The sequence below is a fragment of the Parabacteroides sp. PH5-46 genome, assembly GCF_029892785.1.
Taxonomy (GTDB): domain Bacteria; phylum Bacteroidota; class Bacteroidia; order Bacteroidales; family Tannerellaceae; genus DFXE01.
This window is the reverse complement of record NZ_JARXXA010000006.1, coordinates 221,939-243,832: the sequence shown is the minus strand read 5'-3', so window position 1 is coordinate 243,832 and position 21,894 is coordinate 221,939. Positions and strand designations below refer to the sequence as shown.

The window sequence follows — 21,894 nt, the reverse complement described above, 5'->3', positions numbered from 1 at the left end:
TTGTAGCAGTTTGATGTAAAATTGAGTGTTTTTATAGCAAAAAGTTATAGAGTATTAAATTTCTCAATTGTTTTCAAATTTTGTTTTTCTTTGCGGTTCAATAATAAACAAACAAGTGAGAAAACATTTATTGACCCTATCTGTGTTGTTGTGTATTCCGTTGATTCTTTGGGGGCAAGATAAAAAAATCACCATTAGTGGTACAATCAAAGACAAACAAAACGGAGAAGATCTTATTGGTGCAGAAGTAACTATTGCGGGAACCAGAACCGGAGTTGTATCCAATGCCTATGGTCTATATTCACTCAGCCTGCCGAAAGGTACCTACCAACTGGTGTTTTCATACATCGGTTATCAGCAAAAGGAAATGCAAGTTGATCTGTCGGCCGACCAGCGGCTGAATATTGAACTGGAAGCCAGTACACAACAGCTGTCTGAAGTGGTTGTTTCTGCCGAAAGCAGGAATATAAACGTCACCAAGGCAGAGATGAGTGTAGAAAAGCTATCTGCCAAATCTATCAAGAAAGTGCCTGCTTTGATGGGAGAAGTAGACGTTATTAAAGCCATCCAGCTACTGCCCGGAGTACAGTCTACATCCGAAGGCTCTTCCGGATTCAGCGTCCGGGGCGGAGGGCACGACCAGAATCTTATTCTGCTTGACGAGGCGACGGTGTACAGCGCCTCTCACCTGATGGGCTTCTTTTCTGTGTTCAACAACGATGCCATCAAGGATGTCACATTATATAAGGGGGATATACCCGCCTCCTTTGGAGGGCGCCTGTCTTCTTTATTGGATATTCGCAGCAAGGATGGTAACAACCAGCGGTTTAGCGGGACAGGAGGTGTCGGGCTTATCTCAAGCCGACTCACATTGGAAGGACCTTTGGGCTCAAAGGCTTCGGGACTGATATCCGGCCGCCGCACCTATGCAGACCTGTTCCTGAAGCTATCTTCGGACGACAACCTGCGGAAATCGAGCCTTTATTTCTATGATATGAATGCCAAGCTAAACTTCCGGATTGACGATAACAACCGGATCTATCTGGCTGGTTATCTGGGACGAGACAATTTTTCCAATAAGTTTGCGGGAATGGATTTCGGCAACAAAACAGCTACCATCCGCTGGAATCATATCTTCTCGCCCAAACTGTTCTCAAACTTTACGCTAATCGGCAGTTTCTATGACTATTACCTATTAAGTGAGCTCAGCTCGCAACTCAATCAGGACTGGAAATCGAAGATGAATGATTATGGCTTCAAAGCAGACTTTTCATACCTGCCCAATCCGAAAAACAACATAAAGTTTGGTTACAATCTCATTTATCATCACTTTATTCCGGGAGAAGGAGGAGGTATCGGCGAAGAGTCTATAGTAGGCCGCATCAACCTTCCAAAGGAATACGCTATGGAGCATGCCGTGTACCTGACCAACGAAACAACCGTAGGCGAGAAACTGAAACTAAAATACGGTTTGCGCTATACTGCTTTCCAGAACATCGCCAATGGCGAAGAGCTTGATTTTCTGAAAGATTACAAAGTAAGTTACACCAAAACATACAAGAAGGGAACGGTTTATAAACATCAGCAACAGCTGGAACCTCGCTTGGGTGTAACCTACATTATGAATGATATCCACTCGGCAAAGGCCAGCTATTCGCGCACGGCGCAATACATTCAACTGGCTTCAAACTCAGCCTCGGGCTCGCCTCTGGACGTTTGGTTCCAAGCCTCGCAGAACGTAAAACCCCAGCTATGCGACCAGTTTGCACTGGGCTATTTCCGCAATTTTGCGAACAATGAATATGAGGCATCTGCCGAGATTTATTACAAAAACATGAAGGATGTAGTAGATTTCAAAGACCATGCCGAACTGATGGGAAATGAAGACCTGGAGCACGAACTACGCTTCGGAAAAGGCTATGCCTATGGACTGGAGCTGATGCTGCGGAAGAATAGTGGACGCATCAATGGATGGGTGAGTTATACCCTCTCTAAAAGCAGACGGCAGGTGGATGATATTAACAACGGGAAGTGGTATCGCTCGCCTTACGACAAGCCGCATAACATCTCTGTTGTAGCCAATTACGAGCTCTCATCCAAATGGACAATCTCGGGCAACTGGGTATATGCCAGCGGCACGCCTGTTACCTACCCCACCGGTCGTTTCCAGATAGGAGAGTCTTATATCCCGATCTATTCGGGGCGGAATGAATATCGTTATCCGGCTTATCACCGCTTGGATTTGTCAGCTACTTGCCAGCTATCCAAGCCGGGAAAGCGCTTCAAGCATGAGCTGAACTTCTCGCTCTACAATGCCTACGGGAGGAAGAACCCCTGGATGATTACCTTCCAGCAGGAAGATGACCAACCGGATGTGTCGTATGCCGAAATTGTGTATCTCTTTACTTTCATTCCTTCTATTACCTGGAATTTCACCTTTTAAATCCTGTTCATTATGAAACGATATATAGTTAGTTTACTGGCACTTTGCCTGTTCTCGTGCACCGAACGTATTGACATTAATACGGAAGCCTCCGAGCCCCACTTGGTGATTTACGGCTACATTACATCAGACACTACCCGGCACGAGATTCGCATCACCCGTTCGTCGAGCTACTTTGCCACCAGCAGACCGGAAGGAATCAGCCACGCCGACGTACGTATCAGCTCGGGAGACAGTGTATTTGTATTGACAGAAAACCCTTCTGAGGCAGGCTTGTATCAAACGCAAGGGCATGTGTACGGCATAGAGGGAGAAAGCTATACCTTGTCCGTAAGCCTGGACTTTGACGAAGACGGAGCATTTGAAACATACGAAGCTACTTCTTTCCTACCCTATGCTCCGGAGGTAGACTCTATCGACTTTCGCGACTCGGATTTGATTGATAAATTCATAGAAGTATTACTCTGGGGAAGACTGCCGGAGCAGGACGAAAACTACCTGAGTTTTCATATCTACCGAAACGATAAACAACTGACTTCTCATCTGGAAGACTACTTTGTGATAGACGACGAATACCTGGATAAGAAAGAGATTATAGGTATTTCCTGCTTTTACCTGGACCAAGAAGATGAAGAGGAAGACGATATACTAGAAGAAGGAGACTACATCACCGTACGGGTAGACGGCATCACCAAAGAATATGCCACCTTTATAGAGAATGCACAAAGTGAATTATGGGGAAGTGACCCGCTATTCAGCGGTCCACCGGCTAATCTGGAAACGAATATTCAATGCAAAACACAGAATGCCCCGGCTGATATCTCCGGCTTCTTTACGGCTTTCTCCGGAAGAAGAACAAGCCGGGTTTATCATCATCAGTAAAAAGTTCTTACTTAAAGCGTTTGTCTAACTCGTCATCGCCTAATATCAGCAAAATAGGCTTGCCATCAGGCGTATAAGAGGAAGATGGCGATGAGAACAAGGAGGCGATCAGGTGATTAACCTCGTCGGCTGAAAGGGTTTTGCCCGGGCGGATAGCCGCCGCTTTAGCCAATGACAAAGCTATTGCTTCGCATATCTCTTCATGCGCCTTGCAACCGGTCTCAATAGCATGACTGACAGCATCTTTAATTAAAGTAACGGGGTCTGAGCTCTCCATACCTGCCGGCACTCCATTAACGGCATAGCTATTGCTCCCTAAATCGCTCAAATCAAAGCCGATATAATACAAATCGTCTAGAATGAGCGGAAGCATGGCAGCCTCATCGGAGGTAAAGGATACAATCTCGGGGAAGAGTAACTTCTGAGAAGCTCCCTTTTGTTGACTGATATTCTGCAGGTATTGATCGTACAAGATGCGGACATGGGCACGATATTGATCGATCAATGCCAGGCCGGATTTCAGGGAAGTAACGATGTATCTGCCTTTGTATTGATAGTATGCACCCGACAACTCACCGAAAAGGTCTGTTTCCGGCATATCTTGCGTAGATACGGTTTCTATCTCTGTTTCCGGAAAAACATTCGCGGATTCTGTTTCCTTATTGAAGCCCTGATATAAGGAAGCCCAGTCAAATTCTTCCTTCTTATAGGAAGACGATGTCGTTTTAAACGGATTATAATCCGGGTTTATCTGAACTTGGGGAATCTGCAGAGGACGTGTATTTTCCGAAGGATTGTAAGTTGGAATGTCGATTGCGTTTTCCTTATCAAAGTCAATCGTAGGGATCGCATTAGACTTGGCCAGAGCTTCCCGTACTGCCGCCATCAGGATTTGCCAGATCATCTGTTCGTCTTCAAACTTGATCTCGGTTTTCGCCGGATGGATGTTTACATCAATGGCTGAAGGATCCAGTGTGAAATAGATGAAATAGTTCGGCATCTCACCCGTAGGAATCAGTTGCTCATAGGCTTGCATGATAGCCCGGTGGAAATAGGGATGCTTCATAAAGCGCCCATTCACAAAAAAGAATTGCAGAGCCCCCCGCTTCTTTACAGAGTCCGGTGTTCCTACAAAGCCTGAGATTGTAACCATTGAGGTCTGGGCTTCCAGAGAAAGCAGTTTCTGGTTGATCGCTTTCCCGAAAATATTCACAATACGCTGCCGCAAGCCAGACTCTGGCAGGTTAAATATCTCCATATCATTATGATAAAGAGATAGTTCTATATGGTGGTTGACAAGTGCAACACGTTCAAATTCCTGGATAATATGGCGAAACTCCGCTTCATTCGACTTTAAGAACTTACGCCGTGCGGGAACATTGAAAAACAAGTTTTTAACCGAAAAGATACTGCCTTCTACACAGGAGTCGGCGATGGCTTCCTCTACAGTGGAGCCTTGCAGCAATATACGCGTACCCAGCTCTGCACCTTTAAGTCTGGTGCGCAATTCCACATGTGCAACGGCAGCTATAGAAGCCAGCGCTTCTCCACGAAAACCCATGGTATGCAGGGCAAAAAGATCGTCTGCTGAATTAATCTTGGAGGTAGCATGCCTTTCAAAGGCCATTCTGGCGTCTGTTTCCGACATTCCTTTTCCATTGTCTATGACCTGGATCAGGGTTCGTCCCGCATCTTTTATGTTTACCTGAATACAAGTAGCTCCTGCATCTACTGCATTCTCTATTAATTCTTTAACAACAGAAGCCGGACGCTGGATAACTTCTCCTGCGGCAATTTGGTTTGCAATACTATCCGGCAGTAAATGAATTATATCGCTCATTTAAAAAACAAAATCCATAATAATGCAGCCAATACAGCCAGAGCAACAGCCAATTTTACATTCTTGTATTTCCGGCTACGGGTGTCATCCCCCCTCATCTGGCTTTTCTTCAGGTGTGTTGTTCCTTCTATAAACTTACCTTTTATATCGGGCTTATATTCATCAAGGGGGTCATCCAGCACTCCCAGCTCGCGCTTAATTCTGCGCGTACGATCCTCCAGATCCTCCTTACGAGGATCCCAATAAATGGGCTTATGCTCAAATTGACGGGGTTTACGTACACTATAAAATGAGAAAAATGCCATGATTTTATACGTTTAGTAAATACAACTGCTAATGTACGAATTTATTGCTTCTTTTCGGAGCATCTCCGCTTTTTCTTTTCACAACGTTATAAATATCATCTTTGTTTTTGGGGCGCAAATAGTCGAACCAGTAAAAGTCTTTCAGGGTTTTCTGATCGGGGCGCAAATCCGGAATAGGTGTCAGTGTGCCTTCTGCTTCCGGCCATAACTTGAGCTTTTCCAGTTTATTATCTTCCAGCCAAACAGAAAGATAGGCGCTTTTTGTTTCATTCAGCCCAATCTTGGCTCCATCATCCTCCAAGGGGTAATAGATAGACTCCGCATTTCCGCTTACGTCTATTCGGCTTACGGACTTACCATTAAAATAGGCTTTCAGGTCGTTCCCTTTTACCTGGTTATAGTAAGAAGAATCTGCTTCCTGCACGGCAAAGGCAAACTGGATAACATGGGCATAGTCTACTGTACTGTCATTCATGTGAACAACAATGGTATCGCCATATAGCTGATAGGTCTCATTCCATACTACCGGATCGGTGTACAAATACAACACCGAGTCGCGCGTATTGAATTGCATGGAATCACAAACACCCTGTAAGTCTATCCGGTAAAAACGCACTCCATAATAAGCCTTTATCTCACGGAAGGTAGAGTCTACCGTTTCCATCAATAACGTATCGGCATGCAGATATAACGTATCTCCCTGAGAATACTCTAGGAAACGGGCACTATCTGTGGCAAAGGCATACTCTGTCTTTTCATTGTAATAACCGTATTTTCCTTCTAATATGATCATTTGTGCAGTATCTTGCAGGAACATATTGCCAAAGACCTCCGAGAAACCGCTTTCCCGATCATAAACAATCGAATCACCCATCAACAAGCGATCGCCCGACAATACCTGCGAACGATCCAGCAAAAGAGAAACATTTGTTTCCGTATTATACCAGCCACGCGAAGAATGAATCGTACCGCTATCCGACTCGATGACAGAGGGCCCCAGTATTGTGGCTATCTTAGTATTCGTATCGTAATGAAGGGTATCTGAGTATAAGATAAATTGAGGGTTTTCCAGTCGTACGCTATCGTTGAAAATAGCGAGTTTGGTATCCGGAGAATATTGCCCGTAGTATGACGAAAGTTCGTTGTCTTCGTCTACAATCAAACCTCCGTCAAAATAATAGCCGATGTTCGATATCCGGTCGTAATTAAGACTGTCTGTAAAAAGAGTAACCTGATTATTCTCCATCCGGACATTCTCACGCAAACGCGCTAACTGTATATTTCCGTCATAAAACAACCAGTTCCCGTAAATGAACAAGGTATCTCCCTGCTCCATCCGCACATTGCTAAAGGCCTCCAAAGAATTAGAAGCCTCGTAATAGTATGCGCTATCACAATACATGTAGGAACTATCGTGCCGGAAACGAACATCTCCGACCAGAATCTGAGCGTCAGGATTTATATTTTCATCAAAAGACAAGGTTTTTGAATGCTCCAGATAAATCTTCTTTCTGGTGGCAGTACTGTCTTGCATTTGCGCAAAAGCACAAAAGAAAAGCAGGTGAAAAGCGATTAACGAAAATAAAATGCCTGTTTTTCTCATTCTTTGATCCAGCCTGGATACTTAAAGTCACAATTCTTCCATCCATCGCTAATGCGTACATAGGTCGTTTTTTGCTTTTGGATGATCCAGTTTTTGAGTAACTCTTCTCTCTTTTGATCTTCAACCATTGCTTTTAATGCCTGATAGTCATCTGTCATATTCGCTTTGTGAGCGTCTGTTCTGGCTTTCAGTTTTACAATGGCTACTACTTCTTTCTGCTTGCTAGTCAGCATGGTGAATGGTTTTGACATTTCACCTATCTGCATATTATAGATGATCTTACCGATTTCCTGTGGCAACTCCTGCATTTCAAATTTAGGCGTACCAAAGTTGTTTCCTTCATAATTTTGATTGATCATCAAACCCTTATTGTTACGGGTATCTTTGTCGTATGATACAAACGTAGCAGCTTCTTCAAAACTAAATTTATTAGCCTGCAGGTCATTATACAGAGAATCCAAACGAGTAGTCGCTTCTACGATTTCCCGCTCTGATACCTTCGGACGCAGCAAGATATGTCGGCAATTGATACGGTCTCCCCGCTTTTCGATAAGCTGGATAATATGAAATCCATATTCCGTTTCTACAATATTAGATACGCGCTTCGGGTCGTTGAGATTGAAGGCTACGTTGGCAAATTCGGGCAACAGGTTTGTTTTCCCCATAAAACCAAGCTCTCCCCCTCTTTTTGCAGACTCTACATCTTCCGAATACAAACGCGCCAAGGTAGAGAATTCCATCTTACCACTTGTAATCTGTTCTGTGAAATCACGTAAGCGGGCTTTGATAGCATCTGTCTCTTCAAATGGGATCTTAGGCTCAAGCGTTACGATTTGCACTTCCACTGTTGTAGGGATATTGGGTAAACTATCCTTTGGTATTTGATTGTAGAATTTCCGGACATCTGCAGGAGTTAGCTTTATATTTTCCACCAATGTCCGCTGCATTTGCTGGACAATTTGCTGTTCTCTTACCATCTCCTTCCGTTCTTCCTTGATCTGAGAATATTTTTTGTTGAAATATTCTTCCATTTTCTCCTTAGAGCCTATCTGGTTCATGGCAAAGTTCATCCATTGATCCACATTCTGAAGAACCTGTGTTTCACTTACGTCTACACTGTCTATCTTAGCCTGGTTCAGATAGAGCTTTTGCACAGCCATCTCTTCCGGTATTACACAATAGGGATCTCCATCCATACGTACCCCTTCATTTTGCATATACAAACGTTGTGATTCAATATCAGAGCGCAAAATAGCATCATCTCCTACCACCCACACTATTTCATCAATCACGTTTTCCTGAGCATTCAAGCTTAGGAGGCAACAGGCAAGAAAAAATACAGTAAAAATCTTTTTCATCATTTATACTCTTTTATTGTTGAGCATTTATGGCTCATTGTTAAAAACAACGTCGCCATTCTTTATCGCATCATTATACAATTCGTTTTCGAAGTTTTTCAAAAATTCCATTTTCCGCTGATTAATCAGCATTTCCATGATTTGAGACTCTGCATATTCGTAAGGAGCTACATTTCCGGCAGGTATATACTCTTTAATGTTCAACAAATAACAAAAACTACTATCCGACACTTCAATCGTTTTATTATTCTTGAGAAAAGTGTTGGCATCCGGTATCCGGACAGGTATATTATCCATTACTTCGTCAAAGTCAATCCATCTGTCGTAAAAGTAGTCATAAATATTGGCATTCTGTATACTATATTTCTCAATTTTCTCTAACGATTCTTCCGAGCTGGACTTGTACCATTCTTTCACCTCCAACAATCCGGGAGCATTTGCAGGAACTTTCAGGAAAAGTCCTTTGATCAGCCCTTTGTCCAGAGTAAACTTTTTTTGATTTTCCTCGTAATAATTTAACTTATCACTTTCTCTGATATTGGAAGAGAGACGCTCTTTTATCAGTCGTTCCTGGTAACGGTTACGATAAAGCGAATGACGATAATCCTCTACCAGCTGTTCGATATCGTCTTTTTCATCCCGTAAATTACGCAAAGCGATTTCATAGACTAAGGCGTCTTTTACCCATTTTTTTACATAGCTTTCTGCCATTAGCAGACTATCCGAAGAGGAAGTTCCGCGCGGAATCATGTTAAGCACTTCCGAGCGGTAAAGTGCCCGATCTTTTACACTGACAAGTATGTCTGCTTCACTGATTGTTTGCGTTCTTTTGCAAGCAAAACACCATAGCAGAATAAATCCCGTTAAAAAGATGAAGGCCTTACTTCGCATCTTTATTTTTTGATTATCATTTTCTTGAGCACTTTCTGGTTGATCTTAACCGGATATTTCTTATTTAGCTCTGCAATCCACTTCTTTTCAATAGCTTCTTGTTGCTCCAACGGCTGACTCCATACTTTCTGATTGCTTATTTCAAACAACAACATTCCGTCTTTGTACTCTTGCATCAGATAGGGTATTTCGGGATGTCTTACATCCATATTCTCACGTTCAAGGCCTGTTACGATGTCTCGCACAAAAAGATCATAGATTTCCTGCATGAAATCACAGGCATATGTTTTTGTTGAATAGGGATAACGGTTCATATAATAAGCCAGTTCTGATTGAGGGAAGTCTATTCCGTTTATAACAACCAGTGTTTTCTTCATATCCACTGCCTTATCAAAGAACTCATTACTGCTCGGGAAGTGCTCTCCGGCTAGTTTTTCAAGTTCGGCATAGGCTTCCGGATAAAATGTACAGTTATACTCTTTCTTTAAGCGCTCATCAAATCCCTTGAACAAATCAAAGTTATGTTCGTCACGCTTCATGGAAGCTATCAGATCTTCCTTCTCTGATTCAAAAGTAGGCTTCGGAACCCGTTCGATCAATCTAAGAATATGATATCCGTATTCTGTAAGGAATGGCTTGGATATATCACCCGGATTTTGAAGAGAAAATGCAATATCCTCGATTTCCTTTATCAATTCTCCCGGTCTGATAGGAGGTAATGCCCCGTCTCCTGCATTTTCATCGGACGTATATTCTTCTACCAGTTTGCCAAAATCTTCACCCGAGATAGCTTTCTGATATACTTCTTCTGCTATTTTCAGGGCTTCTTCTTTTGTTCGCGTCACCGAATCCTTCTCAAAGCCAATACGAATATTCGCTACTCGTATTAATCCCGGAAATTCCTTTTTGCTTTTCAGATAAATCAGATGAAAACCATCTGAACTACGTATAGGCAAAGATACTTCGCCCACCTTCATAGTATAGGCTTTTTCTTCAAATATTTTGGCTTTTTGGAAAGGAAGAAAACAAGGGATATACTCATAGGCAACAGGTACACAGTCGTCGTTATCATGCGCGTGTGCATGGCCGTGATCATGCCCATGGGCATGATGGCTTAAGTGATGCCTGTAGGCGCTGTACATTTCCGTACCTACCTTATCAAAATCTTCTCCTTTCTTTATACGGTTATACGCCTCCATTGCTTGTTCATAGACGGCTACTGTATCCTTGGCTAAGTGCTGACCCTGAACAGGAAACAATATCTGACTTATTTCCAGGTAGTTTTTTGCCCGGTCATAGATAACACGTGCAGCATCTTCCTCTGCTTGCTTATCATACAGATAACTCATCTTCAGTTGAGAGGTATAATCTTCCAACTCTTGTTTAAAAGCAGAAGTTTGATCTAATTGCTCACTTTCAGCGTCTGCTACTTTCAGCTTGAAATTCTTGAATAGTTCAATGTATTCTTTCAGGGATTTTTCCGATGTAAAATCCACTTCATTGTTCTTTTTGGCGATAAACTCAAATTCAGACAGGGGTACTTGTTTCCCTGCTACAGTCATTATCACTGAATCATCAGGGATTTGAGCGCTTCCCATAAAGGAAACAAGAACGAATGATATTATCAGTATCTTCCTCATAAAGAATTGTTTCTCCATATTATAATCACTATACATTACAAAACATTAATATATAGAACGTAAAATCACGCGAAAAATTATCTGACAGGTGATTGTTTTAAACTTTTTAATATTCTATAATCTATAAAATGAACAATCAAGATCGTTAATTAGCCATTTCCGACAGGAATTTGATACGTACCAAACGTATCTCTTCCTCTGTATAATCACTTCCGAGCTCCTCTATGGCATCTTCCAAATCGTCGGTTTCCGAATCTTTGAAATATTCATAGATGTCCTCTATGTGATCTTCGTCCATTACATCATTCAGGAAATAGTCGATATTAATACGAGTTCCGGAATAAACAATCGCTTCTATTTCGTCCAACAACTCTGTAAACTCAAGCCCTTTAGTCAGAGCAATATCATCCAATGCCACTTTCCGGTCTATACTTTGAACAATAGACACTTTCAGTTTAGATTTATTGGCTACCGTGCGAACACGTAAATCTTCCGGACGTTCAATCTCGTTTTCTTCCACATGCTTACGGATAAGCGCTACAAACTCCTGCCCGTAACGTTTAGCCTTTCCTGCTCCTACTCCCGGGATATTCTGCAGTTCGTCCAGCGTAATAGGATAGGTAGTTGCCATAGCCTCCAGCGAAGGATCCTGGAAGATCACAAAAGGAGGCACTTCCAGGCGCTTGGAAAGCTTCTTGCGTAAATCCTTCATCATAGAATACAACACCGGGTCTACAGCACATGTTGCACCTCCGCGAACCGGCACATCTTCTTCCTCCTCCTCAAATTCATTGTCTTTTATGATCTTGAAAGATTCGGGTTTTTCGATAAACGCTCTTCCTTTTTCCGTGATTTTGAGTAAACCGTAATTTTCTATATCCTTGGTCAGGTAGCCGGCAATAAGAGCTTGCCGGATAACGGCATTCCATGTTTTTTCGTCTTCATCTTGCCCGCTTCCGAAAACTTCCAGTTCATTGTGTTTATATGATTGTATTTCTGACGTTTCGTTGCCCAGCAACATATTGACAATATATTCTGCTTTGAATTTTTCTTTTAATGCACTGATAACTTCCAGTACGGCACTTAACAAATCTTTCGCTTCCACTTGTTTTTTAGGGTTCAAACAATTATCACAATTTCCACAGTTTTCTTCTGTGTATTCTTCTCCGAAATAATGAAGCAATACTTTTCTGCGACAAACAGCCGTTTCTGAATAAGCGGCCGTTTCCAGTAACAGTTGCTTCCCGATTTCCTGCTCGGCAACAGGTTTTCCTTGCATAAATTTTTCCAGCTTCTGAAGGTCTTTATAGGCATAAAAAGCCACACATTGACCTTCTCCTCCATCCCGTCCGGCTCTTCCGGTTTCCTGATAGTAACCTTCCAGACTTTTAGGTATGTCATAATGAATCACATACCGAACATCCGGCTTGTCAATTCCCATACCAAAGGCAATGGTAGCGACTATCACATCCGCCTCTTCCATAAGAAAGGCATCCTGGTTGGCAGAACGCTGCTGTGAGTCCATCCCGGCATGATAAGACAGGGCCTTGATTCCATTTGTTTTCAGTATTTCCGCAAATTCCTCCACTTTTTTCCGGCTCAGGCAATAAACAATGCCCGATTTTCCATCATTTGCTTTGATATACTTGATTATTTCACGGTCAATATCTGTCCCTTTCGGCCGGATCTCATAGTATAAGTTTGATCGGTTAAAAGACGACTTAAACACCTTTGCATCAATCATCCCCAGATTCTTCTGTATGTCATGTTGCACTTTGGGGGTGGCAGTGGCAGTCAATGCAATAAGCGGTCTTTTCCCTATCTCATTGATAATGGGGCGTATTCTACGATATTCCGGACGAAAATCATGTCCCCATTCCGAAATACAATGCGCTTCATCTACGGCATAAAATGATATGTTGATTTGCTGAAGGAATTCCACATTTTCTTCTTTGGTTAAAGACTCCGGAGCCACATACAAAAGCTTTGTACGACCGCTCAAAAGGTCTTCTTTCACCTGGTCGATAGCGGCCTTATTCAAAGAAGAATTCATAAAATGGGCAATTCCGTCTTCTTCACTGAAATTCCTCATGGCGTCTACCTGGTTCTTCATTAAAGCTATCAATGGAGATATAACAATCGCCGTACCTTCCATCAAAAGAGAAGGTAATTGATAACATAATGATTTGCCGCCTCCGGTAGGCATTAACACAAAGGTATCATTTCCAGCCAATACATTTTCTATAATGACTTTCTGTGTTCCTTTAAATGTGTCAAATCCAAAATGTGTTTTTAGTTTTTCAGTTAGATTATCCTTTTTTACCATAAAAAAAATTTAAGCACATTACACCTACGCAATCAACAGGCGATTTCTATCCGATTTCTCAAATTTATCTTTTGCGTATGCTAACGTAACATGAAGCGCCTTTTTATTTTGTGATGGCATACAATACATGTCATCCATCATTATAGCTTCTACTATAGAGCGCAAACCACGGGCTCCCAATTTGAATTCTAAGGCTTTGTCGACGATAAACTCGTATACGTCTTCATCAAACGACAACTTGATACCGTCCATATCAAACAGTTTTTGATATTGCTTGACTATTGAATTTTTAGGCTCGGTCAGAATATTTCTCAGGGTCGCCCTGTCAAGCGGGTTCAGATAAGTAAGTATAGGCAAACGACCTATAATCTCAGGAATCAGCCCAAACGCTTTCAAATCTGTCGGAGTGATATATTGCAACAGATTATTCCTGTCTACCTGGCTGGTTTCTTTGTTGGCAGCAAAGCCTACTACACGTGTATTCAGGCGTTGGGCTATTTTCTTTTCTATCCCGTCAAACGCGCCGCCACATATAAACAGAATATTCTTAGTATCTACCGCAATCATCTTCTGCTCAGGATGTTTTCTGCCTCCTTGAGGAGGTACATTGACGATAGAGCCTTCCAGCAATTTCAGTAAGCCTTGTTGCACACCTTCTCCACTTACGTCACGGGTAATGGAAGGATTGTCGCTTTTGCGTGCGATTTTATCAATTTCGTCGATAAATACAATGCCTCGTTGCGCTGCATCCACATCATAGTCTGCGGCTTGCAGCAAGCGAGTCAAAATACTTTCGATATCTTCTCCTACGTAGCCGGCTTCGGTTAAAACGGTAGCATCTACTATTGAAAAGGGCACCTGCAACAGCTTAGCTATTGTACGCGCCAATAACGTTTTTCCGGTACCTGTTGCACCTACCATGATAATGTTCGACTTTTCAATCTCTACATCATCGGATGTAACTCGTTGCAATAATCGCTTGTAATGATTATAAACAGATACAGACAAATAGCGTTTGGCATCGTCTTGCCCGATCACATACTGATCCAGAAACGTTTTTATATCTTCCGGCTTAGGGAGTTCTTTCTGGTTCAGCCCAAAAGAACTCTTTATCGTCGGAGTTTGTTCTTTTACTATTTCATATGCCTGTTGAGCACAATCATCACATATAGCGCCCGAGATGCCATTGATAAGCATATTGACATCCCGGCTGTTTCTTCCGCAAAACGTACACGTATCGTCTGTTTTGGCCATAAACTAGTTAGTTCTTTTCGGTTATTTACGAGTTAAAATTTCGTCTATCATGCCATATTCCTTTGCTTCGGAAGCTGTCATCCAATAATCGCGGTCGCCATCTTTTTCTATCTTTTCGTATGGCTGTCCGGAGTGGTCGGCTATAATAGTATATAACTCTTTCTTCATTTTAATAATCTCGCGAGCCACGATTTCGATATCCGAAGCCTGGCCTTGTGTTCCACCCATCGGTTGATGAATCATAACACGTGAATGGGGCAAAGCAAAACGTTTGCCTTTCGTCCCTGCTACCAGTAATACAGATGCCATAGAGGCAGCCATACCGGTACAAATAGTGGAAACATCACAGGATATATACTGCATAGTGTCGTATATGCCATAGCCCGAATACACTACTCCACCCGGTGAATTGATATAGATTGATATATCTTTTCCGGGATCGCTTGTATCCAAATATAATAACTGAGCCTGTATCACATTAGCGGTATAATCATTCACATCCGTGCCAAGGAATATGATACGATCCATCATTAAACGTGAAAACACATCCATTTGTGCCACATTCAACTGACGTTCTTCTATAATTGTTGGTGAAATATAACTACTGGTAATGTTCATGTAACTATCCAGTGTATTACTGTTCATCCTCAAATGCTTTGTTGCATATTTTTTAAAGTCTTCCATTGTCAACTCCTTCTTAATATAAATAAATTTCAAAAAGCGCAAAAAAAAGGATTTCTCCCCCCCTTTTTTTAAAACGGATAACAAAGTTATAAATAAATTTCTGAAAGAAACAAGTAATTTGTTATACGCTATCGCTTTTTTTGGAGAGAAATCCTTTTTCGCTGTAATGCAGCTAATTAATCAGCTGTTAATTATTCTTCGAAAAGTTTATTAAATTCATCTACCGAAACTTCTTTTGTTTCCAGTTTAACTTTTCCTTTTAACCAGGCAGACAGCTTATCCTCTATGGCTTTGTCGATTACGCTCTGTAGAGATTGTTTGTTTTTCAACATATCCTTAGCGTAATTGTCCAGCAGATCATCCGGAACGGTGTACATACCATATTGTGCAAACTGAGCTTTCGCTATGCGTCTGGCATAAATATCGATGTCTGTATTTTCTATTTTGATGTCGTTTTTCTTGACAAGGCTTTCTTTTGCCAAGTGATATTTCAGGTCTTCAACTATTTGCGGATATTCTGCGTCTACCTGTTCCTCGGTTTTATTTTCATCAGAAGCCAGCAACCAACGTTTCAGTAAGTTGTCGGCAAAAGCTACATCGCCAGCCTTTTTAAGAAATAGCTTACGAGTATCCAACTGGAATTTGTAATCACTTTGCGGAGTGAATTGCTCAACAACCGAATCTTTCACTTTACTTCTGAAGTCTTCTTCCGTAGTTACAATGCCGTCTCCAAATACTTTATCAAACAGTTCCTGGTTTATTTCAGCCAGTTTATGACGGGTTACTTCTGTTATTTCAAAGCTAAAGTCGCTCTTAATATTAGGCACTTCTGATTTTTCCACTTTCAGGAAAGAAGCGATTTCCGCCTCAGCACCTTCATAGGCTTTAGCCGGATTAAAGACAATTGCCGAGCCTTTTTTCGCACCTACGAATTTACTCTTTTCGTCGGCTTCTTTCAGATACATCGGCATCAGAAGAGCATCGTCCAATGCGATACCACCTTCTTTCGGTGCGCCGTTCTCCAATTCCGTAACCTTTCCTTTCACCAAATCTTTTTCTTCTACAGGCTCATCGGTATCGTCATATGTTCCGAAATTAGCACAATAGGATTCGATTTGCTTATTGACCATATCTTCATCTACTATCACCTGATAATAGTTCATTTTATCTCTCTTGGTCAGATCTATATCTATTTCCGGAGCAAACGCTATATCGAAATGAAAATTAAAATCTTCTTCATCATCGAAATCAAGGTATTGATGCTCGGCTTCGTTGGGTAATGGTTCTCCTAAGATATTCAGGTTATTTTCCCGTATATAATTGTACAGACTTTCGGATACTAATTTGTTCACCTCTTCGATGAGAACATTTTTTCCGTACATTTTCTTAATCATTCCCATGGGTACCATTCCTTTACGGAAGCCAGGGACATTTGCCTTTTGGCGAAAACTGCGTAAACTTTTTTCTACCTTGTCTGCATAATCTGCCTTTACCACTTCTATTTTAAGGACTCCACTTACGGCATCCTCGTTGTTCTTGAGCGAGATATTCATTCCGGATGTTTATTAATTATTTATCTTGTTTAGAAATCAGGGTGCAAAATTAGAGTTAATCTTTTAATATCACAAATAGTTGAGTTAAAAAACTTCTAACTATCTTTGGGCAGAAGATATTAATAACTATAAGAGTATAATGAAATTAAAAGGTGTTTATGCAAGTAAGCCGGCCATATTCCAGTTATTCCTGCTACTGGCTTTGGTCTTACTTGGTTCTATACTGTCAGCTATCACAGGCGTTGCCTTATCCGGTAACCTGAGTGGATATACGCAAAATCCCAACACCTTACGATGGGTGCAATTTTTTTCTGCTATTTTTACATTTCTACTCCCTTCTTTAGGCGTAGCCTGGATGTGTAGCCACCGGCCGGAAAGATATCTTTCGATAAGGCATTTTCCCAACCTTAAAATCCTGTTGCTCACGTTTGCCAGCATGTTGCTGGTCTCTCCCACTATTACATTGGCCGGCTTACTGAACCAGTCTATTAAGTTGCCCGCTTTTCTGGGGCCCTTGGAGCAGTGGATGAAAGAGATGGAAACTGCCGCCGAAGCACTAACGGAATTAATCATGGCCGGAGAAGGTTGGGTTACCCTTCTTTTTAATCTTGTTGTAATAGCTGTAATAGCCGGTGTAACAGAAGAGTTTTTCTTCCGTGGGGCGGTGCAACGCATTGTAGGGAGATGGGTTGCAAACCATCATGCGGTGATCTGGATTGTTGCATTTTTTTTCAGTGCCATACATCTGCAGTTTTACGGATTCATTCCCCGCATGTTGCTGGGAGCCTACTTCGGATACCTTTTATATTGGAGTAAAAATATATGGATTCCGGTCTTTGCTCATTTCGTCAATAATGCCGTTGCTGTCATCGGAATGTCCAACAGCCGCCTGAAAGAGAGTGAATACATCTCAGGTGAAATACCCGAAGGAGGGATATTTCCTTTTGCTATTTCTGCACTTATTACTTTGGGTTTGTTCTACCTCTGTATAAATCAATTATACAAAAGCTTCAAAAAAGATTAGAAATTCTTTTTCCGTAGTTCGAAGTCTTTTCCTAAATATTTTTCGCGTACGATTTCATTGGCCGCCAGTTCTTCGGCTGTTCCCTGAAACAGTACTTTACCTTCAAATAAGAGATAAGCCCGGTCGGTAATACTCAGTGTTTCATACACATTATGGTCGGTAATCAAGATACCGATGTTTTTATGCTTCAGCCGGGCCACGATGGTTTGAATATCCTGTACGGCTATAGGGTCTACCCCGGCAAAGGGTTCGTCAAGCATGATAAACTTGGGGTCAATGGCCAGACAGCGGGCAATTTCCGCACGTCTGCGTTCACCTCCCGACAGCCTGTCTCCCAGATTTTTGCGAACCTTTCCCAATCCGAACTCGGCAATCAGGCTTTCCAGCTTTTCCTTCTGGTACTCTTCCGGTTGGTTGGTCATCTCAAGTACGGCACGGATGTTGTCTTCGACCGTCATCTTACGGAAGATAGAAGCCTCCTGCGCCAGATAGCCGATTCCGCTACGCGCCCGCTTGTAAACAGGGAACTTGGTTATTTCCATATCGTTCAGGAAGATCTTTCCCTGATTAGGTGTAACCAAGCCCACCGTCATATAGAAGGTTGTTGTTTTTCCCGCACCATTCGGACCAAGCAAACCTACAATCTCTCCTTGTTCCACGTGAATGGAAACATTGTTTACCACCGTACGTGTCTTATATTTCTTTACCAAATCCTCCGTCCGGAGAATCATTTGTTGTTCGTCAGCCATAATCCTGAGATTTGCTGCAAAGAAACGGATTTATTTCTTTTTAGACAACGGAATGGCTACAAATCTGTCTAGTGCATACTTGCCGGGGCCTATAATATACATCAGGACAAATACCACCAAATAGATAAAAGCAAGTTCTTTTTGCCCGAAAGGATCATTTTGATGTATAACAAAGAAAGCTACACACATAGTAAAGATCATCGGAATCAAGGCCAGACGATACAAAGCACCGAAAATAAAGCCCAACGAACAAGCTACTTCTCCAAGTATGGCTAAGACCAAGGATACTTCACTTCCTACACCCAGCGGATCGGGGAAGCCACCTGATAGGGCCTCAAAGTTGTTGAACTTCTGGATGCCATGCGTTAGTAGAAGCACACCAAAAAGCAAGCGAATAGCCAGCAGAAATAAGGAAACGTTTGTGTTATCCGGCTTTACCGGAAATAAGAATTTGAGAATTGCATTCATTTTATCAGTTTTTTATTGATTATCTACTTTATATAACCGGAAACTTTCCACAAAGGTTCTGTAATAAAAGTATATCGAGCCAACGACTAAAAGTTTCACCTAGGTGATCTTAAAGGATCACCACGATGATACCTAAAGATCACCGCAATGATACTTGAAGATCACTCGGGTGAAACTTTGAGTTTCACGCTTTGAAAAATAGTGAAACTTGTATTTGTCGGATTCTCAACTCTTTTCTTTTTTATTTGTTATATGAATATAAATCCAAAAGATGTAACAGATTATGATTATAAAACACTTTACAGACAATGATTTATATAAGTTTTCGGTTATGCTGGCCATCCAGCGCTTGTATCCGTGGGCTTATGTAAGGTATGAGTTTATGAACCGGGGCGGAACCTTATTTCCGAAAGGATTTGCCGAGCGTCTGAGGGAAGAGGTAAAAGCCCTCTCCTCCCTCCGGATGACAAAGGAGGAAAAAGCATATATCAGCAAACGGTGTTATTTTTTCGACCCGGTTTTTATCGATTTCCTCGAAGGTTACAGGTATAATCCGGACGAGGTACACATCACGCAAGATGAAGAAGGGCACCTGGAAGTAATGGTAGAAGGCTACTGGTATCGCACGGTTTTGTGGGAAGTGCCGCTCATGGCCATTATTTCGGAACTGTACTTTCAAATGATGGGTGTAAGTCCGCAGGATGCAGAGAAGAAGGCTGTAGACAAAGCCTTACAGCTGAAAGAATTGAATGCTGATTTTTCAGATTTCGGTACCCGCCGCCGCTTCTCCTATGATGTACACGACAAGGTGATTTCCAGCTTTAAAGCACACGGAGGGGCACAATTCAAAGGTACCAGCAATATCTATCTGGCAATGAAGTACGACACAACGCCTATCGGCACCATGCCTCACGAATGGTTTATGTATCATGGTGCGCTGTTTGGCTACCGGATTGCCAATATGAAAGCCTTGGAGGCTTGGGTGGATGTCTATCAGGGCAGCCTGGGTATAACGCTGACAGACACCTATACAACAGATGCTTTCTATCAGTCTTTCAGTCTGAAACAGGCCAAATTGTTCGATGGTGTCCGTTGGGATAGTGGAGATCCTTTATCTTTTACAGACAAAACGATCCGCTTCTACGAAGAGATGCGGATTGATCCCCTTTCCAAGACGATTGTTTACAGCGACTCGCTAAACCTGGAGCGGGTAAAGGAGATCAAGCAGTACGTAAACGGGCGTATCCATGATGCCTATGGGATAGGCACTTACTTCACCAACGATGTAGGAGCCTCACCGCTGAATATGGTAATCAAACTAACAGAAGTAAAGCAGGATATGAACCATCACTTCCGGCATGCCGTCAAACTTTCGGATACTCCCGGAAAGCATACCGGCAACCTGAAAGAGATTAAGCTCTGCAAACAGACACTGTCTATTGATTAGCCCGCACATGGCTACCTATCAGCCTCTTGAAAAGGAATGTCTGCATAATACCGCGCATGGCCAGGTAACAGAGAAAGGCCAGCCAAAGAGCATCATTCCCCAAGATGGGTGAGAGGATCTGATAGATAAGAAAGAAGAGGGCTACAGCTACAAACATGGAGTTACGCATCTGCCGGGAGGCCGTCATCCCAATAAAGATTCCGTCCCACAGGAAAGCGGCAAAACCGGCAATGGGAAACAGCAAAGCCCATACCTGAAACTCCCTGGAGGCTTGTATGATGGCTTCTTTGTCAGTCAGTATACGCAGAATGTTGTCAGTAAACAAGGCATAAACGAGCGTAAAGAGGGAAACTAAGGCTATCCCCCACAAAAAGAGGCGTTTGATAAGCCGAAGCAAGGTGTTGTAATCCTTTGCTCCATAGTAACGGCCAGCAAGTGCCTCGGCGGCATAGGCAAAACCATCCATCATATAAGAGAAAAGGATGAACAGCTGCATCAGTAAACTATTTACAGCCAACACGGTATCACCTGCTTTGGCCGAAGCCGAAGTGAAGTATGTAGTCACCAATACCAGAGCGAAACTGCGTAAGAAAATATCACTATTCACCTTGAAGAATGGTTTAAACGAGCTTAGATTCTTTATAAACTGGGTTGAAACAAATACCTTCAGGTGATGATACTTTTTATTCCAGATAAGCAAGGTAAGGCAAAAAGCGATAAACTGAGCGGCTGCAGAGCCCAAAGCAACACCTCTTAGCTGCATATCGAAGCCAAAGACAAACAAGAAGCTCAAGCCAATATTAATCACGTTTGTTGCAATGGATACAAACATCGGCGTCTTGGCATCCTGCATACCGATAAACCAACCGGTCATCGTGTACATCCCCAATACAAAGGGGGCGGCCCACACGTATATGTAGAAATAAGTACTGGCGTACAACTGCGTTTCCGGACTTGCCTGAATAAAGAAGAAAGCCAAGCGCAAAATGAAGTACTGGAGCAGAATAATAATAAGCCCTGCAACAAAAGCTACCAGCAGGGAACGGAGCAAGACAAGAACGGTTTCCTGCTCATCGCCTTTGCCGTAGGCCTGAGCCGTAAAACCGCTGGTTCCCATCCGTAAGAAAGAGAAGTTCCAATATATAAAATTAAAGATAATGGCAGCTACGGCAATGGCCCCGATATAGAGTTCAGATTCCAGGTGTCCGGCGATGGCTGTATCTACCATCCCCAAAAGGGGAACCGTAATATTGGTAATAATGTTAGGTATAGCAAGGTTTAGAATTTTCCGGTCAATCATTATAGCTTTGTATTGGAAATATACTACATTTGTTTTTTGAATGCAAAACAATAACAATCGTAAACAAATCGCAAGTATTTTTTGTTTTAATAACGTATTTAATAATTAATTTAATCGTAAAGAAAAA

At 42.2% G+C, this 21,894-nt stretch carries 17 protein-coding genes; 4 read left to right on the top strand and 13 right to left on the bottom strand.

Annotation, left to right across the window (positions count from 1 at the left end):
- Window positions 1–115 precede the first annotated feature (115 nt).
- Window positions 116–2,443 carry a TonB-dependent receptor gene (locus M2470_RS08625; RefSeq protein WP_280744499.1) on the top strand — a complete coding sequence of 776 codons (2,328 nt, stop codon included), beginning with the start codon at window positions 116–118 and terminating at the stop codon, window positions 2,441–2,443.
- A gap of 12 nt (window positions 2,444–2,455) precedes the next feature.
- Window positions 2,456–3,325: a DUF4249 family protein gene (locus M2470_RS08620; RefSeq protein WP_280744500.1), complete on the top strand. Its 870-nt coding sequence runs from the start codon at window positions 2,456–2,458 to the stop codon at window positions 3,323–3,325.
- 7 nt (window positions 3,326–3,332) lie between these two features.
- Here the strand turns inward: M2470_RS08620 and mutL are convergent, their stop codons facing one another.
- The 10 genes from mutL to tig form a co-directional block, all read right to left on the bottom strand.
- Complete coding sequence (gene mutL / locus M2470_RS08615; RefSeq protein WP_280744501.1) at window positions 3,333–5,165, bottom strand: DNA mismatch repair endonuclease MutL; 1,833 nt, start codon at window positions 5,163–5,165, stop codon at window positions 3,333–3,335.
- A complete protein-coding gene (locus tag M2470_RS08610) occupies window positions 5,162–5,470 on the bottom strand; it encodes a hypothetical protein (RefSeq protein ID WP_280744502.1) in 309 nt (102 codons plus the stop codon). The genes mutL and M2470_RS08610 overlap by 4 nt, the downstream gene beginning before the upstream one ends.
- Window positions 5,471–5,498: 28 nt before the next feature.
- Window positions 5,499–7,004, bottom strand: coding sequence for an OstA-like protein (locus M2470_RS08605; RefSeq protein WP_280772660.1), 1,506 nt, complete (start codon window positions 7,002–7,004; stop codon window positions 5,499–5,501).
- 65 nt (window positions 7,005–7,069) lie between these two features.
- Window positions 7,070–8,434 carry a peptidylprolyl isomerase gene (locus M2470_RS08600; protein WP_280744504.1) on the bottom strand — a complete coding sequence of 455 codons (1,365 nt, stop codon included), beginning with the start codon at window positions 8,432–8,434 and terminating at the stop codon, window positions 7,070–7,072.
- Between the two features lie 24 nt (window positions 8,435–8,458).
- Window positions 8,459–9,322, bottom strand: a complete 864-nt coding sequence (locus M2470_RS08595; RefSeq protein WP_280744505.1) for a peptidyl-prolyl cis-trans isomerase — start codon at window positions 9,320–9,322, stop codon at window positions 8,459–8,461.
- Between the two features lie 2 nt (window positions 9,323–9,324).
- Window positions 9,325–10,962: a peptidylprolyl isomerase gene (locus tag M2470_RS08590; protein WP_280744506.1), complete on the bottom strand. Its 1,638-nt coding sequence runs from the start codon at window positions 10,960–10,962 to the stop codon at window positions 9,325–9,327.
- 145 nt (window positions 10,963–11,107) lie between these two features.
- Window positions 11,108–13,288, bottom strand: coding sequence for a DNA helicase RecQ (gene recQ, locus M2470_RS08585; RefSeq protein WP_280744507.1), 2,181 nt, complete (start codon window positions 13,286–13,288; stop codon window positions 11,108–11,110).
- Between the two features lie 24 nt (window positions 13,289–13,312).
- The gene (gene clpX / locus M2470_RS08580) at window positions 13,313–14,542 is read right to left on the bottom strand and encodes an ATP-dependent Clp protease ATP-binding subunit ClpX (protein WP_280744508.1); all 1,230 of its coding nucleotides are present in this window, start codon (window positions 14,540–14,542) and stop codon (window positions 13,313–13,315) included.
- A 21-nt stretch (window positions 14,543–14,563) separates the two neighbouring features.
- Window positions 14,564–15,226: an ATP-dependent Clp endopeptidase proteolytic subunit ClpP gene (gene clpP, locus M2470_RS08575; protein WP_280744509.1), complete on the bottom strand. Its 663-nt coding sequence runs from the start codon at window positions 15,224–15,226 to the stop codon at window positions 14,564–14,566.
- A 191-nt stretch (window positions 15,227–15,417) separates the two neighbouring features.
- Window positions 15,418–16,779, bottom strand: a complete 1,362-nt coding sequence (gene tig / locus M2470_RS08570; protein ID WP_280744510.1) for a trigger factor — start codon at window positions 16,777–16,779, stop codon at window positions 15,418–15,420.
- 139 nt (window positions 16,780–16,918) lie between these two features.
- On the opposite strand from tig, the gene M2470_RS08565 reads away from it, so the two are divergent.
- Window positions 16,919–17,803 (top strand): CPBP family intramembrane glutamic endopeptidase, encoded by an 885-nt coding sequence (locus M2470_RS08565; protein WP_280744511.1) that lies wholly within the window; start codon window positions 16,919–16,921, stop codon window positions 17,801–17,803.
- Here the strand turns inward: M2470_RS08565 and lptB are convergent.
- Complete coding sequence (gene lptB / locus M2470_RS08560) at window positions 17,800–18,552, bottom strand: LPS export ABC transporter ATP-binding protein (protein ID WP_280744512.1); 753 nt, start codon at window positions 18,550–18,552, stop codon at window positions 17,800–17,802. The genes M2470_RS08565 and lptB overlap by 4 nt on opposite strands.
- A 30-nt stretch (window positions 18,553–18,582) precedes the next feature.
- Entirely contained in the window at window positions 18,583–19,020 is a 438-nt protein-coding gene (locus tag M2470_RS08555) for a DoxX family protein (protein WP_280744513.1), read from the bottom strand.
- Between the two features lie 283 nt (window positions 19,021–19,303).
- Between M2470_RS08555 and pncB the strand changes: the two genes are divergently transcribed.
- Entirely contained in the window at window positions 19,304–20,467 is a 1,164-nt protein-coding gene (gene pncB, locus M2470_RS08550; protein WP_280744514.1) for a nicotinate phosphoribosyltransferase, read from the top strand.
- Here the strand turns inward: pncB and M2470_RS08545 are convergent.
- A complete protein-coding gene (locus tag M2470_RS08545; protein WP_280744515.1) occupies window positions 20,457–21,767 on the bottom strand; it encodes an MATE family efflux transporter in 1,311 nt (436 codons plus the stop codon). The two genes, pncB and M2470_RS08545, sit on opposite strands and share 11 nt — an antisense overlap.
- Between the last annotated feature and the right edge of the window lie 127 nt (window positions 21,768–21,894).